The organism is Rhodococcus sp. NPDC054953, from assembly GCF_053609225.1.
This window is the reverse complement of the sequence record NZ_JBSGXD010000004.1, coordinates 17,392-30,517: the sequence shown is the minus strand read 5'-3', so window position 1 is coordinate 30,517 and position 13,126 is coordinate 17,392. Positions and strand designations below refer to the sequence as shown.

The 13,126-nt window shown below is 71.9% G+C and carries 15 protein-coding genes; 11 read left to right on the top strand and 4 right to left on the bottom strand.

Annotated elements, in window-relative coordinates; genetic code table 11:
• The first annotated feature begins 35 nt into the window (after nucleotides 1-35).
• Nucleotides 36-836, top strand: coding sequence for a DUF4333 domain-containing protein (locus tag ACWF62_RS04250; RefSeq protein ID WP_452629490.1), 801 nt, complete (start codon nucleotides 36-38; stop codon nucleotides 834-836).
• A 6-nt stretch (nucleotides 837-842) separates the two neighbouring features.
• Here ACWF62_RS04250 and ACWF62_RS04245 read toward each other — a convergent pair whose 3' ends face one another.
• On the bottom strand, nucleotides 843-2,045 hold the full coding sequence (locus tag ACWF62_RS04245) for an erythromycin esterase family protein (protein ID WP_378507111.1): 1,203 nt from the start codon (nucleotides 2,043-2,045) through the stop codon (nucleotides 843-845).
• A gap of 114 nt (nucleotides 2,046-2,159) precedes the next feature.
• Here ACWF62_RS04245 and ACWF62_RS04240 point away from each other — a divergent pair, with 114 nt between their 5' ends.
• A complete protein-coding gene (locus ACWF62_RS04240) occupies nucleotides 2,160-2,855 on the top strand; it encodes a MerR family transcriptional regulator (protein ID WP_452629489.1) in 696 nt (231 codons plus the stop codon).
• 12 nt (nucleotides 2,856-2,867) lie between these two features.
• Here the strand turns inward: ACWF62_RS04240 and ACWF62_RS04235 are convergent, their stop codons facing one another.
• A complete protein-coding gene (locus tag ACWF62_RS04235; protein ID WP_378507113.1) occupies nucleotides 2,868-3,821 on the bottom strand; it encodes a 5'-3' exonuclease in 954 nt (317 codons plus the stop codon).
• Nucleotides 3,822-3,859: 38 nt separating this feature from the next.
• Here ACWF62_RS04235 and ACWF62_RS04230 point away from each other — a divergent pair, with 38 nt between their 5' ends.
• Together ACWF62_RS04230 and ACWF62_RS04225 are read left to right on the top strand one after the other, a co-directional pair.
• Nucleotides 3,860-4,996, top strand: a complete 1,137-nt coding sequence (locus ACWF62_RS04230) for a M24 family metallopeptidase (protein ID WP_452629488.1) — start codon at nucleotides 3,860-3,862, stop codon at nucleotides 4,994-4,996.
• Nucleotides 4,997-5,071: 75 nt separating this feature from the next.
• Nucleotides 5,072-6,028, top strand: coding sequence for a R2-like ligand-binding oxidase (locus ACWF62_RS04225; RefSeq protein ID WP_378507115.1), 957 nt, complete (start codon nucleotides 5,072-5,074; stop codon nucleotides 6,026-6,028).
• Between the two features lie 6 nt (nucleotides 6,029-6,034).
• Here the strand turns inward: ACWF62_RS04225 and ACWF62_RS04220 are convergent, their stop codons facing one another.
• Nucleotides 6,035-6,481 (bottom strand): hypothetical protein, encoded by a 447-nt coding sequence (locus ACWF62_RS04220; protein WP_378507116.1) that lies wholly within the window; start codon nucleotides 6,479-6,481, stop codon nucleotides 6,035-6,037.
• Between the two features lie 88 nt (nucleotides 6,482-6,569).
• Nucleotides 6,570-6,983 (bottom strand): pyridoxamine 5'-phosphate oxidase family protein, encoded by a 414-nt coding sequence (locus ACWF62_RS04215; RefSeq protein WP_378507117.1) that lies wholly within the window; start codon nucleotides 6,981-6,983, stop codon nucleotides 6,570-6,572.
• Between the two features lie 45 nt (nucleotides 6,984-7,028).
• Between ACWF62_RS04215 and ACWF62_RS04210 the strand changes: the two genes are divergently transcribed.
• The 7 genes from ACWF62_RS04210 to ACWF62_RS04180 all read left to right on the top strand — a co-directional run bounded on the left by ACWF62_RS04210 (nucleotide 7,029) and on the right by ACWF62_RS04180 (nucleotide 12,392).
• Nucleotides 7,029-7,766 (top strand): SDR family NAD(P)-dependent oxidoreductase, encoded by a 738-nt coding sequence (locus ACWF62_RS04210; protein WP_452629486.1) that lies wholly within the window; start codon nucleotides 7,029-7,031, stop codon nucleotides 7,764-7,766.
• The gene (gene cbiE, locus ACWF62_RS04205; protein WP_452629551.1) at nucleotides 7,766-8,980 is read left to right on the top strand and encodes a precorrin-6y C5,15-methyltransferase (decarboxylating) subunit CbiE; all 1,215 of its coding nucleotides are present in this window, start codon (nucleotides 7,766-7,768) and stop codon (nucleotides 8,978-8,980) included. Before ACWF62_RS04210 ends, cbiE begins: the two co-directional genes overlap by 1 nt.
• Entirely contained in the window at nucleotides 8,977-9,726 is a 750-nt protein-coding gene (gene cobM / locus ACWF62_RS04200) for a precorrin-4 C(11)-methyltransferase (RefSeq protein ID WP_378507119.1), read from the top strand. The genes cbiE and cobM overlap by 4 nt, the downstream gene beginning before the upstream one ends.
• A gap of 53 nt (nucleotides 9,727-9,779) precedes the next feature.
• Complete coding sequence (locus ACWF62_RS04195; RefSeq protein WP_452629485.1) at nucleotides 9,780-10,550, top strand: cobalt-precorrin-6A reductase; 771 nt, start codon at nucleotides 9,780-9,782, stop codon at nucleotides 10,548-10,550.
• A gap of 34 nt (nucleotides 10,551-10,584) precedes the next feature.
• Nucleotides 10,585-11,166 carry a dihydrofolate reductase family protein gene (locus ACWF62_RS04190; protein ID WP_452629484.1) on the top strand — a complete coding sequence of 194 codons (582 nt, stop codon included), beginning with the start codon at nucleotides 10,585-10,587 and terminating at the stop codon, nucleotides 11,164-11,166.
• A 68-nt stretch (nucleotides 11,167-11,234) separates the two neighbouring features.
• Nucleotides 11,235-11,447, top strand: a complete 213-nt coding sequence (locus ACWF62_RS04185) for a DUF4287 domain-containing protein (RefSeq protein WP_378507122.1) — start codon at nucleotides 11,235-11,237, stop codon at nucleotides 11,445-11,447.
• Between the two features lie 6 nt (nucleotides 11,448-11,453).
• On the top strand, nucleotides 11,454-12,392 hold the full coding sequence (locus ACWF62_RS04180) for an alpha/beta hydrolase fold domain-containing protein (protein ID WP_452629483.1): 939 nt from the start codon (nucleotides 11,454-11,456) through the stop codon (nucleotides 12,390-12,392).
• Nucleotides 12,393-13,126 lie beyond the last annotated feature (734 nt).

Sequence of the window (13,126 nt, the reverse complement as noted above, 5' to 3'; positions counted from 1 at the left end):
CGTGACGTGTGAGCAGCGACGAGTGGAGGCGGCAGATGAGTGGTCCGGACAACGGAGGGACCGACGGCGGGGTCGGCGACGACCGCCAGAACGGTGACCCGGCGCCCGAGGCGACACCACAGCCACCGACACCGCCGGCCACCGGACCGGAACCCGCTACCCCGTCGGCGACGACCGCGCTGCCGCAGCAGCCGCAGCCGCAGTGGAGCCAGCAGGCGTGGAGCGCCGAGCAGCAGTACGTCCCCCCGCAGTACCCGGTGCAGTATCCGCAGGCCCAGTACGGCCAGTATCCCGCCCCGTACCCGTCCGGGTACCGGACGGGACAGCAGCCCAGCGGACAGTACCCCGCGCCGCCGTACCCGGGTCAGCAGTATCCGGCGCCGCCGCAGTACCCGCAGGCGCCGCCGTCCGGCCAGTTCATGCAGCACCCGCAGCCCGGCCAGTATCCGCCGCCCGGCGGGTACCCGCAGCAACCGGGATACCCGCAGGCGCCGTACCCGCAGCAGGCGGCGGCCGCCCCGAAGTCGAAGCTGCCGATGTGGATCGGTGTCGGCATCGGGGCGGCGGTCGTCGTCGCGGTGGCGGTCCTTGCGGTCCAGATGGTCGGCGGCGCCACCCTCGATCGGACCGCCGCGCAGAAGGGCGTCGCGCAGGTGCTGACCGGGTCGTACGGTCTCACCGACGTGGCGGACGTGGTGTGCCCGGCCGATCAGAAGGTCGCCGCCGGGGCGACGTTCACCTGCACGCTCGAGGTCGACGGTGAGCCGCAGAAGGTCACGGTGACGTTCACCGACGACGACGGCACCTACGAGGTGAGCCGCCCGACCGCCGGGTAGGGCGTGCTACCAGTAGCGATGCTGCGCGCCGTCGCTGTCGGCGACGAACACGACCGCGTCGGCGCGATCGAGGTCGCCCCGAGTCAGCGGGAGGTGGCCGCGGACGATCGGATCCCCGGCCTCCACCGTGGGCGGCAGGGCGGCCCGGAGCGCAGGCGCGGCGAACAGGGAGCGGCGGGTGGTCGCCGCGGCGAGCATGCCCTGCAGGGTGCCCGGTGCGTTGTCCGGCGCGGCGTCGGCGGCCACGAACAGGTACCGGTCGCCGAGCGCGCGTCCGACGAGTTCACCCGCCCCGGCCCCGGCCGCGGCGTCGGCCAGGGTCTCGGACGGCGCCCGCCGGAGGTGGGCGTTGTGCGCGAACACCAGGCCAGGGCCGCGCCCCTGCTCCCGCGCGACGATCGCGAGCAGGTTCGCCGCCATCAGCTCCGAACGGATCCCGAGCAGGGTCGCGATCCGGTCGGGGGACGGCGTTGCCATCGCGGCGTGATAGCGCAGCAGTCCCCGCGCGGTGCGGGCATGCGCGACCGCGAGATCGTGACCGGCGGAGTCCGGGTCGGGCGCCGCGTGGTGCAGCGCGTCGGCGACGGCGTCGGCAACGCCGCGCAGTGTTCGGGCTCGGGCGGTGCCGCCGACGGATACGGTCGGGTCGTACATCGCGGCCTCGTTGGTCCAGTCCGCCTCGTCGCCGAGCAATCCGTCGAGGTCGCGGACGGCCTCCGGTCGCAGCGCCGCGGGCAGGTGGTCGACGGCGACGGACAGCGAGTGCCGGGGGCTCGGCGCGCTGGCGAACTCGAGCGGCGCGTCGAAGCCGTGGAACCGGACCCGGTCGTGGGGCGCGCGACCGGCGTTGTGGCCGCGGAGCCAGTCGAGGAGCTCTCGGTTGCCCGGGAGCGTGCCGAAGCCGTGACTGAATCCGGTGGCGAGGACGGTGTCGATATCGACGTCCGCACCGGCCACGAAGGCGTCGACGACGCCGGCGGCGAAGATGTCGGTCTCCAGCACGATCGACCGGAATCCCCGCCCGACGAGGTGCCGCAGCAGGTCGTTGCGCAGCGCCGGGAAGGCGTCGATCCCGTGAGTCGGCTCGCCAAGGGCGAGCAGGGTGGGCGGAGCGGACCGGCCGCGGAGCAGGTCGTCGACGGTTCGTCCCAGGGTTGCCGGATCGTCGAGCGGCCTGCCGATCCCGCGCAGCGCGGTGGCATCGAACATGAGTGCACCCCATTCTCGTAGTGGTGCACTCGACGGTATCGTTGAAGATTCGTGTGAAGTTTGGCCACAATCACCTGGCCTGATGGCCCAAAAACCTCAAACAGGGGGTGCGCTGTGCGACCCGTCGATCTGGCCAGGGAACACGGGGTGTCGGCGCAGGCGATCCGCAACTACGAGGACGCCGGGGCGCTGCCGCCAGCCGATCGGTCGGCGGCAGGCCACCGGCGCTACACGCCGCTGCACGCGCAGGCCCTGCGCGCCTTCCTCGCTCTGCGTCGCGGTCACGGGCATCGCCGCGCGGTCGAGATCATGCGCGCCACCCACCGCGACGATCCGGAGTCGGTCTTCCGCCTCGTCGACGCGACCCACGCGGCGCTGCTCACCGAACGCGAGACCCGATTCGAGGTTGCGGCGACGCTCGGGGCGCTGTCGTCCTCGGCGCCGGAGCCGGTGCCGGGCCCGCCGCTGACCGTCGGGGAGCTCGCGCACCGGATCGGCGTCCATGCGGCGACACTGCGGGCCTGGGAGAGTGCGGGCATCGTCCACCCCGACCGGGACCGGGTGACGGGATACCGCAGCTACGGACCCGACCGCGTTCGGGAGGCGGAAATCGCGCGAGCGCTGCGTCGCGGCGGCTACCCGCTGCCGCGGATCGCCCGGTTCGTGCAGTCGCTTCGGGAGGCCGGTGGCGCGGACGCGCTGAGCGTCTTCCTCGACTCCTGGCAGGAGCGGCTGACGACCCGCGGGCGGGACCTGCTCGCGGGCGCGGCGCAGCTCGACGCCTACCTCACCCTGCGGAACCGGCGGTAGGACACGGCCGCCCTACTCGGCCCGGGACGCGGCCATCGCCGTCGTCAGCCGCCCGATCGACGCGCCGATCGCGAGCTCCTCGGCGAGCGCGGCGAGCCGGTCGGGGTCGACGGGGTCGGCGGGCAGAACATCGGGACCCGACAGGTCGACCGGCGCGTCGGTGGCAACCCGCACCACCGGCAGCGCGGCGTCGAGATAGTCGGCGGACGCCGCGAGCTTGCCGCGAATCCCCTTCGCAAGACCGGAGTCCGGGTCGTCGACTGCGGCGCGGAGGGCTGCGACGGATCCGTACTGCTGCAGCAGGGCGGACGCGGTCTTCTCGCCGACCCCCCGGACGCCGGGAAGCCCGTCGGACGGGTCGCCGCGCAGCAATGCCAGTTCGGCGTAGCCGGGTCCGGGACGGTCGGCGGGAACACCGTACTTCTCGGCGACCTCGGCCGGGCCGAACAGTTCGGCCTTCGCCAGCCCGCGCCCGACGTACAGCACCCGCACCGGCACCGGATCGTCGGAGACCACTTGCAGCAGGTCCCGGTCGCCGCTGACCACCACCACCGTGTCGTCGCGTTCGCGGGCGGCGAGGGCGCCGAGCACGTCGTCGGCCTCGTAGCCGACGGCGCCCGCGGTGGCGATCCCCGCTGCGGCGAGAACGTCCATGATCATGTCGACCTGCGGGGTCAACGTGTCGGGCACCTCCTCGACGTCCGGTCCGGCCTCGTGCGGTTCGGCGACCCGGTGCGCCTTGTACGACGGCACCAGGTCGACGCGGAAGCCGGGGCGCCAGTCGAGGTCGAGGCAGACCACCAGCCGCCCCGGCCGGTGCCGGGTGATCAGGGACGCGACCATGTCGGTGAACCCCCGCACCGCGTTGACCGGGCGGCCGTCGGCGGCCGTGAACGATTCGGGGAGTGCGTAATACGCGCGGAACCACAGGCTCGCGCCGTCGAGGAGAAGGAGGGGTCCGGTCATGCGGCCCATCCTGCCAAAGAGAACTAGGGTTGACTCCCATGAGTGCATCGAGCGAGTCATCGGCAGCCCGCTTCCCGACCGCCGTCTACGCCGACCGTCTGCGTCGTGCCGCCGCGTTGACCGCGGCAGCGGGCCTCGATGCACTGCTCATCACGCCGGGACCGGACCTGAAATACCTGGTCGGGTCGGGGGCCGCGTCGTTCGAGCGGCTCACCTGCCTGGTGATTCCCGCGGACGGGGGCACCCCGGCGGTGGTGGTCCCGACGCTCGAGCTGGCCGGTCTCGGTGAGTCCGCGGTCGCGGATCTCGGTCTGTCGGTGCGGGATTGGGTGGACGGCGTCGACCCGTACGCGCTGGTGGGGTCGCTGCTGCCGACGCCGGGGCGGACCGCGGTCGCCGAGGCGATGCCCGCGCTGCACGTGATCCCGCTGTCCGCGGCGCTCGGTGCGCCCCCGGTGCTGGCGACCGGGGTGCTGCGCGAGTTGCGCATGGTCAAGGACGCGGCCGAGATCGACGCGCTGCGGCGGGCCGGGGCGGCGATCGACCGGGTGCACGCCAGGATGGGGGAGTGGCTGCGGGCGGGCCGGACCGAGGCCGCGGTGGCGGCCGACATCGCGGCGGCGATCGTCGAGGAGGGGCACACCGCGGCGGAGTTTGTGATCGTCGGGTCGGGCCCGCACGGCGCGGACCCGCACCACGAGGTGTCGGATCGGGTGATCGCGGACGGGGACGTGGTGGTGATCGACATCGGGGGTCCGGTTGCGCCCGGCTATAACTCGGACAGCACCCGCACCTACAGCATCGGCGAGCCCACCGCGGAGGTCGCGGAGCGGTTCGCGGCGCTTGAGCGGGCCCAGCGGGCGGCGGTGGACGCGGTGCGGCCGGGGGTGACCGCCGAGTCGGTGGACGCCGCGGCGCGGGATGTACTCGCTGGCGTGGGGTTGGCGCAGGCGTTCGTGCACCGCACCGGCCACGGGATCGGGCTGTCCGTGCACGAGGAGCCGTACATTGTCGCGGGTAACCGCATCGAACTCGTGGCGGGGATGGCGTTCAGCATCGAGCCGGGCATCTATTTCCGGGGCAGCTGGGGTGCGCGGATCGAGGACATCGTCGTCGTCACCGCCGACGGGTGCGAGCCGATGAACACCCGTCCGCACGGACTCACCGTGCTGTAGTCGGCGCGGCGGCACCGAACGGACCTACAGTGTGATGGGGATCACCCGTTCACTTCGTTGTGAGGATGCGCCGACATGACCGCTACACCGCTCACCAGGCAGGGTTTCGGGTCGCTCAGGGCGGGAGGGCTCAACTGGGACGCCTTCCCGCTGCGCCTGTTCGCGAAGGGCAACGCGCACTTCTGGGATCCGCTGTCCATCGACTTCGGTCGGGACGCGCAGGACTGGGAGGGGCTGACCGATGAGCAGCGACGCAGCGCCACCTACCTGTGCACCCAGTTCATCGCGGGCGAGGAGGCGGTCACCGAGGACATCCAGCCGTTCATGAAGGCGATGTCCGCGGAGGGCAGGCTCGGCGACGAGATGTATCTGACCCAGTTCTGCTTCGAGGAGGCCAAGCACACCCAGGTGTTCCGGCTGTGGATGGACGCGGTCGGACTGACCGGCGACCTGCACCCGTACGTCGCGGAGAACCCCTACTACCGGCAGCTGTTCTACGAGGAGCTGCCCGGATCGCTGCGGATCCTGGAGTCCGATCCGAGCCCGGCGAATCAGGTGCGGGCGTCGGTCACCTACAACCACGTGATTGAGGGCAGCCTCGCGCTGACCGGGTACTACGCGTGGCAGAAGGTGTGCACCGAGTGGAACATCCTGCCCGGGATGGTGGAGCTGATCCGGCTGATCGGCAACGATGAGCGCAGGCACATGGCGTGGGGCACGTTCACCTGCAGGCGGCATGTCGCCGCGGACGACGCCAACTGGGGCGTGGTGCAGCAGCGGATGGCGGAACTGATGCCGATGGCCCTCGGGATGATCAACTGGGTGAACGATCAGTTCGAGGTGCAACCGTTCGGTCTCGACGACCAGGAGTTCGTCGCGTACGCCGCGGATCGGGCGCAGCGCCGGCTCGGTGCGATCGAGTCGGCGCGCGGCCGCCCGGTCGAGGAGATCGACCTCGACTACAGCCCCGAGGTGCTCGAGGATCGGTTCGGCGCCGAGGACGCGGCGGCGTTCGAGGAGGCGACGAGCTGACGGGGTTCAGACGATGAAGTTGCCGAAGGTGGGATTCGACTGGCACAGCGGCATGCTGCCGAGGTTGATCGACCCGAACACCGTCGCCATCACGTTGCCGTGCCCGGTGTATACCGTCTTCGAGTAGTAGGGGTAGACGCCCTCAAGGTTCGCGATACCGGTCTGTCCGGTGTCGAAGTTGACCCAGGCGACGGTGACCTGGCCCGCGGCGGGGATCGGCGGCGCGGCGGGGAAGGTCTGGAAGCGGATCTCGCCGGGTGCGATCCCCGGCTCGGGCCCGGACTGTCCGGTGGCGCCGGTCAACGACATCAGGCTGCCCTGGTTCGGGCAGCCGATCGTCAGCGCGGGCGGGCCGAATGGGTGCGGCGGCCCGGCCTGCGCCGGACCGGCCGCGAGCAGTGCGGCCACCGCCGTTCCCGCCAGGACGGAGAGTCGGAGTGCTGTGCGTGTCATGGCTGCCCCTCGAGTTGGGATTCCCCGCGATCCGTGCACCTGTGCTCCGTACAACACTATGCCGGTCCGTGGGGCCGCGTCGAGGGTGTCAGCGGCCGAGCAGCCCCGCGACGCCCAGCGCGCGTCGGACGCTGATCTCGATCACGACCCGGGTCGGGTTCTCCCGTGGCGCCCGGTATCGGTTGGCGTACCGGGCGACGGCCTCGGCAACGTCGCCCGGGTCGGCGCTGACCCGCGCCGCGCCCTCAAGTGTCAGCCAGCGCGGGCCGTCGATCTGGGTGACGGCGGCATAACCCCCGCGTTCGGCGTTGAGGGCCTTCTGGGATCCGCCGTTGGTGATGATCCGCGCCAACCGCCGATCCGGGTCCCAGGTGAATCCGACCGCGACGACGTGCGGGGTTCCGTCCCGGCGCAGGGTGGTCAGCGAGGCGAGATGCCGATCGGTGAGAAACGCAAGCGCATCCTCGGTGAGGTCGGCGGGGTCGAAGGGGGTGCGGGCCATGACCCGACGTTAGGACATGCCCGCTCGGCCCGGCACACTGGACACATGAGTGTCGGTTCGGTGGTCGTTCTCGGTGGGCGCAGCGAGATAGGTCTCGAGGTCGCGACCCGTCTCGCGTCGGGTCGCCCGGTGGTCCTCGCGGCCCGGCGCAGCGTGGACCTCACGGACGAGTCCGCGGCGCTGCGGGAGGCGGGTGCGTCCGAGGTGCACACCGTCGAGTTCGACGCCGACCGGGTCTCCGACCACGCGCGGGTGCTCTCGGAGATCGCCGAGCTCGGCCCGATCGACACCGTGGTCCTCGCGTTCGGTGTGCTCGGCGACCAGCAGCGCGCCGAGGCGGACGCCCAGCACGCGGTGAACGTCATCCACACCGACTTCGTCGCGCAGGTGTCGGTGTTGACGCACCTGGCGCAGCTGTTGCGGGCGCAGGGGTCGGGCCGGATCGTGGTGTTCTCGTCGGTCGCCGGGGTGCGGGTGCGGCGCGCGAACTACGTGTACGGCTCGGCGAAGGCCGGGCTGGACGGGTTCGCGAGCGGTCTCGGGGACGCCCTGCACGGCAGCGGCGTCTCCCTGCTGCTGGTGCGGCCCGGCTTCGTGATCGGGCGGATGACCGAGGGCATGTCCCCGGCCCCGATGTCGAGCACCCCCGGACAGGTGGCGGACGCGGTCGTCGCGGCGCTGGCGAAGGGCCGCGAGCGGGTCGCGGTCCCCGGCAGGCTCGGACCGGTGTTCGTCGTGATGCGGCTGCTGCCGCAGTGGATCTGGCGCCGGATGCCGCGCTGATGGGCCATCAGGTCACCGTCGTCGGGATCGGCGCCGACGGCTGGGACGGGCTGTCCGCGAACGCCCGCCGCGCCGTCGAGGCCGCCGAGGTGCTGATGGGCTCGGCGCGGCAACTGGACCTGCTGCCCGCGTCGGCCGCGCGGCGGGCGGTGTGGCCGACGCCGCTGGTGCCGGCGCTGCCCGGCCTGTTCACCGACCACGAGGGCAGCCGGATCTGCGTCCTCGCCAGCGGGGATCCGATGTTCCACGGCATCGGCGTCACCCTGATCCGGCTGCTCGGCGCCGACCGGGTGCGGGTGCTGCCCGCGCCGTCGTCGGCGTCGCTGGCGTGCGCGCGGCTCGGCTGGGCGTTGCACGAGACGCCGGTGGTGTCGCTGGTGACCGCGCCCACCGAGACCCTGCTCCCGCACCTGGCGCACGGCAGGCACCTGCTGGTGCTCTCCCGGGATCGACACACCCCGGCCGCGGTGGCGGCACTGCTGCGGGAGAACGGTTTCGGCGGCACCGATCTCACCGTGCTGGAACAGCTGGGTGGACCGCGGGAATCCGTCTCCTCCGGTGTTGCCGCCGACTGGGACCGGGCGCCCGGCGACCCGCTGAACCTGCTGGCGCTGACCTGCCGCCGCGACCCGGACGCGGCGCGCCGCACCCGGATGTCCGGGCTGCCGGACGACTCGTTCACTTCGGACGGGCAGCTGACCAAACAGGAGGTGCGGGCACTGACCCTGGCCGCGCTGGCGCCGGAGCCGGGGGAGCTGCTGTGGGATGTTGGCGGCGGCTCCGGCTCGATCGCCATCGAATGGCTGCGCACCGACCCGTCCTGCCGGGCGATCGGCTTCGAACGGGACGCCGTCCGCCGGGACCGGATGGCCGCCAACGCGACCGGGCTCGGGGTGCCAGTCCTCGACGTGCGCGGCGCCGCACCCGATGCGCTGGCCGGCGCGCCGACCCCGGACGCGATCTTCGTCGGTGGCGGAGTCACAGCACCGGGCCTGCTCGAGGCGTGCTGGGCCGCCCTTCCGGTCGGTGGCCGGATGGTCGTCAACGCCGTCACCGCCGAATCCGAGGCGCTGCTGCTGTCCCAGCATGCCGCGCACGGCGGTCGGCTGCGCAAGTTCCAGATCTACCGCGGCGAATCCCTCGGCGGATTCACCGCGTGGCGGCCGCACCTGCCCGTCGCCCAGTGGGTCGTCACCAAAAAGGAGGACGCGTGACCGTCCGTTTCATCGGCGCCGGCCCCGGCGCCGCCGACCTGATCACCCTCCGCGGCGCCCGGATCCTCGAACAGAGCCCGGTATGCCTGTACGCGGGCAGCCTGGTGCCCGCGGAACTGCTCGAGCGGTGCCCGGACGGCGCCGAGATCGTCGACACCGCCCGCCTGGACATCGACGAGATCACCGACCTGCTGGTCGCCGCGCACCGGGCCGGCAAGGATGTCGCGCGGCTGCACTCGGGGGACCCGTCGATCTACAGTGCGGTCGCCGAGCAGGTCCGCCGCCTCGACGCCGCGGACGTCGACTACGAGATCGTGCCCGGTGTCCCCGCCTTCGCTGCGGCGGCCGCGACGCTGGGCCGGGAACTGACGGTGCCGGGGGTGTCGCAGTCGATCGTGCTGACCCGGGTGTCGACGCTGTCGACGGCGATGCCCGACGGCGAGGATCTGGCGACGTTCGGGGCGAGCGGCGCGACACTGGTGATCCACCTGGCCGCGCATCGCATCGAGCAGGTCGCCGACGAGTTGCGCGGCCCGTACGGCGGGGACTGCCCGGTCGCGGTGGTGGCGTACGCGTCCCGCCCGGACGAGATCGTGCTGCGCGGGACCGTGGATTCGATTGCCGCGCAGGTGCACGAGGCGGGGGTGACGAAGACGGCGGTGATCGTCGTCGGCCGGGTGCTCGCGGCGGAGGGCTTCCCGGGCAGCTACCTGTACTCGCCTGCCCGGCGCCGCGTGACGCACTGATGCGCAGCATCGAAATCGGGCACTAATGCGCAGCAGCGAGATGGGGGCCTGACGTGCGTCGGGTTCTGGTGCTCGGCGGCACGTCGGAGGGCCGAGCGGTGGCCGCCGAACTGGTTGGTGCGCCGGACGTCGAGGTGGTGTCCTCGTTGGCCGGGCGGGTGAACGATCCGCGGCTGCCCGAGGGTGAGGTCCGGGTCGGCGGTTTCGGCGGCGTCGACGGGCTCACGGAGTGGGTGCGCGGCAACGGCATCGACGCCGTCGTCGACGCGACGCACCCGTTCGCGGCCCGGATCACCGCCAATGCGGCCGCGGCCACCCAAAGTCTCGGTGTCCCGCTGCTGGTGTTGCGGCGGCCGGAGTGGACGCCGCGGCCGGGGGACCGGTGGCAGGTGGTGCCCGATCTGCCAACCGCCGCGGCCGCCCTACCAGGATTGGGGTCGCGGGTGTTCCTGACCATCGGCAGGCAGGGCGTGGACGCGTTCGCCGGGTCCGGCGGCTGGTTCCTGATCCGCGCGATCGACCCGCCCGAGGTGGCGGTACCGCCGGACTCCGAGATTCTGCTGGCGCGTGGGCCGTTCACCGTCTCCGACGAGATCGACCTGATGCGGCAACGGCGCATCGAGGTGGTGGTGACGAAGAACTCGGGCGGGGCACTGACCTCCGCGAAACTCGAGGCCGCCCGCGAACTCGGGTTACCGGTGGTGATGGTCGCGCGGACCCCGATCCCGGCCGGGATCGCATCGACCTCGGATGTCGCCGTCGCGGCCGAGTGGGCGCGCGGGCCCGTTGCTTGTCCCCACGAGCGACGGCCCACGACACGCTAACTTGGGGGGGCACCCCAGAACAGAGGAGAGCCCCGTGGGCACGGTGGTCATGTACAGCTCGGTGTCGGTGGACGGCTTCATCGCGAACGAGAAGGACCAGCCCGGACCGCTGTTCGATTGGTTGTCCAGCGGGGACGTCCCGTTGGACGAGGGTGGCGCGCTGACGGTGTCGCAGGCGTCCCACGACTACACCCGGGCGTACTGGGACCGGATCGGCGTGACAATCGTCGGCCGCCACGTCTTCGACATAACCGGCGGCTGGGACGGGAAGCCGCCGAGCGGAATCGACCACGTGGTCGTCGTGACCCACCGGCCCGCGCCCGAGGGGTGGGACCCCCAGTCACCGTTTCATTTCGTCGACGGTGTCGAGGCGGCCGTGGCGACGGCGCAGGAGCTTGCCGGCGACCGTGTGGTCGAGGTCGCCGCTGGCGACGTCGGTGGCCAGGTGCTTGCCGCTGGCCTGATCGACGAGGTGCGGATGGACGTCGTTCCCGTGGTGTTCGGGTCCGGCAAGCGCTACTTCGGGTCGGTTGACGCACAGCACCTGTTGGAGGATCCCGACGTGGCGATTCAGGGCAACCGGGTTCTCCACCTGCGCTATCGGGTGCGCCGTTGACCGACCCGCCACCGGGCGCGCCTGCGCGTTGCCGGTGTCTGTCGGTCCCCGCGGCTACGGTGGCGTCCATGAGCGAACAGGTGAAGGGTCCGGCGTCCTACTTCCCGTCGATCGAAGCGAAGTACGGCCGCCCGATCAGCGAGTGGCAGTCCGTGATTCGCGCCTCCGAGCTGACCAAGCACATGGACCTCGTCGCCTGGCTCAAGGCCGAGCACGGGTTCGGGCATGGCCACGCCAATGCCCTCGTGAAGTACACCCTCGACCAGGACTCCGCGAGCTGACCCGGGGTGCGGTTCACGCTGGATGCCCTGAGCGTCGACGTCCCCGCTGAGCACCTCGCCCAGGCGCGGGCGTTTTACGCGGTGCGGCCGTCCGGTCGGGGGCCGAACGGCCCGGACGAGCTGCGCGAAGCGAGGGCCCGCAGGTCCGCGCCTGCTCCCACCGACCCGTCCGCCGTCACCGAGGTCGTCGACGGCGCCGGTGTTCAGGTCCCGGTCCGGATCCTCACCCCGTCCATCGGGGCGCCGCGGGGCGTGGCCCTCGACATTCACGGCGGCGGCTTCTACCTGGATTCCGCCGCGCACCGGGACGTGCGCAACCGCGTGCTCGCGGACGCCCTCGGGGTGGCGGTGGTCGGCGTGGACTATCGGCTGGCGCCGGAGGATCCGTGGCCGGCGGCACCCGACGACTGCGCGGCGGTCGCGCTGTGGTTGCTCGACAATGCCGCGGATCGTTTCGGTACGTCCCGGCTCACGATCGGCGGAAGCTCTGCCGGGGCGACGCTCGCGCTGGCCACCCTGCTCCGGCTGCGGGATGCCGGCGTCGTCGACGGATACGCCGGTGCCGCGCTCGAGTTCGGCACCTATGACCTGAGCGGGCGGACCCCGGCGGGCGGCCGGATCGCGGACGAGTATTTCCTCGACGCCTACCTCGGCCCCGTCGCGGACCGCACCGCACCGGACGTCTCGCCGATCTACGCCGACCTGTCGGGTCTGCCCCCAACGCTGCTGGTGGTCGGGGGTGATGATGTGCTGTTGGAGGACAACCTCGCTATGGCGGCCCGGCTGGCCGCCGCGGGAAACGAGGTCGACTTGCGGGTCTATCCTGGTGCCCCGCACGGATTTACCGGCCACCCCACCGCGCTGGCCGACGGCGCCGTCGCCGGAATACGCTCGTGGCTGCTGCACCGCCTGACCGGGCAGCGCAGCAGGGAGGAAGACCGATGACGAACCGGTTCGCCTGGATGGGCCTCCGGCTCGAGTAACCCACACCGAACGCGCTACGGGTGGCCCCGACCAGGTGACTCATGATCGGGGCCACCCGTCCGCCGACGTAGAATGAGAGCTTCTTCGGCTGGCGCCGGTGTTCGTGACCGGGAGCGGGCCACCAGGGCTGGGAGGTCCGTCGATGAGGCAACGTCACCGTCTACGCCGAGCATTGATCGTCGCCGGAGCCAGCGCTGCACTGCTTCTCGTGGCACACCCTGCGGCTGCCGCACCGACCGACACTGCCTTCGCCATTCCCGGGTCCGCTTTCGGCCTCGGTGCGAACAGACTCCCGGGCGGGTACTTCTTCTACCTGACCGTCACTACCGATACGGACACTCCGGGAGTGACCCGATTTGGGCCGTACGCCGATGTCTTCCTCCACTGGCGAAACATCTCCACCGGTGCAGCTGGTGTCGCATACCTCGGTGAAGGAACACCGGTCGAGACCGGTTCCGGGACGGTGGTCGCCCTGGCGACGCTGCCAGGATACGGGCCACTCGCGAGCACGCCCAGCGCCGGTGTCTGGACAGTTCCCTGACCGACTCGGCAGCAGCACCTGGACCCGCCTGGAGCTGCTCGCGTGGTCAGGAGAGGGGGCTCACTGGCACGGCCGCACGGCGGCCGCTGGCACCCACTGATCGACATCCAGGAAGCCTCGGCCATAGCCTGTCGGGATCGAGAACTGAGCCCAC

Bases quoted from the DNA above. Each gene is read 5' to 3' on its own strand.
- ACWF62_RS04250 (WP_452629490.1), top strand. From the start codon at position 36: ATGAGTGGTCCGGACAACGGAGGGACCGACGGCGGGGTCGGCGACGAC.
- ACWF62_RS04245 (WP_378507111.1), bottom strand. From the start codon at position 2,045: ATGTTCGATGCCACCGCGCTGCGCGGGATCGGCAGGCCGCTCGACGAT.
- ACWF62_RS04235 (WP_378507113.1), bottom strand. From the start codon at position 3,821: ATGACCGGACCCCTCCTTCTCCTCGACGGCGCGAGCCTGTGGTTCCGC.
- ACWF62_RS04230 (WP_452629488.1), top strand. From the start codon at position 3,860: ATGAGTGCATCGAGCGAGTCATCGGCAGCCCGCTTCCCGACCGCCGTC.
- ACWF62_RS04225 (WP_378507115.1), top strand. From the start codon at position 5,072: ATGACCGCTACACCGCTCACCAGGCAGGGTTTCGGGTCGCTCAGGGCG.
- ACWF62_RS04220 (WP_378507116.1), bottom strand. From the start codon at position 6,481: ATGACACGCACAGCACTCCGACTCTCCGTCCTGGCGGGAACGGCGGTG.
- ACWF62_RS04215 (WP_378507117.1), bottom strand. From the start codon at position 6,983: ATGGCCCGCACCCCCTTCGACCCCGCCGACCTCACCGAGGATGCGCTT.
- ACWF62_RS04210 (WP_452629486.1), top strand. From the start codon at position 7,029: ATGAGTGTCGGTTCGGTGGTCGTTCTCGGTGGGCGCAGCGAGATAGGT.
- cbiE (WP_452629551.1), top strand. From the start codon at position 7,766: ATGGGCCATCAGGTCACCGTCGTCGGGATCGGCGCCGACGGCTGGGAC.
- ACWF62_RS04185 (WP_378507122.1), top strand. From the start codon at position 11,235: ATGAGCGAACAGGTGAAGGGTCCGGCGTCCTACTTCCCGTCGATCGAA.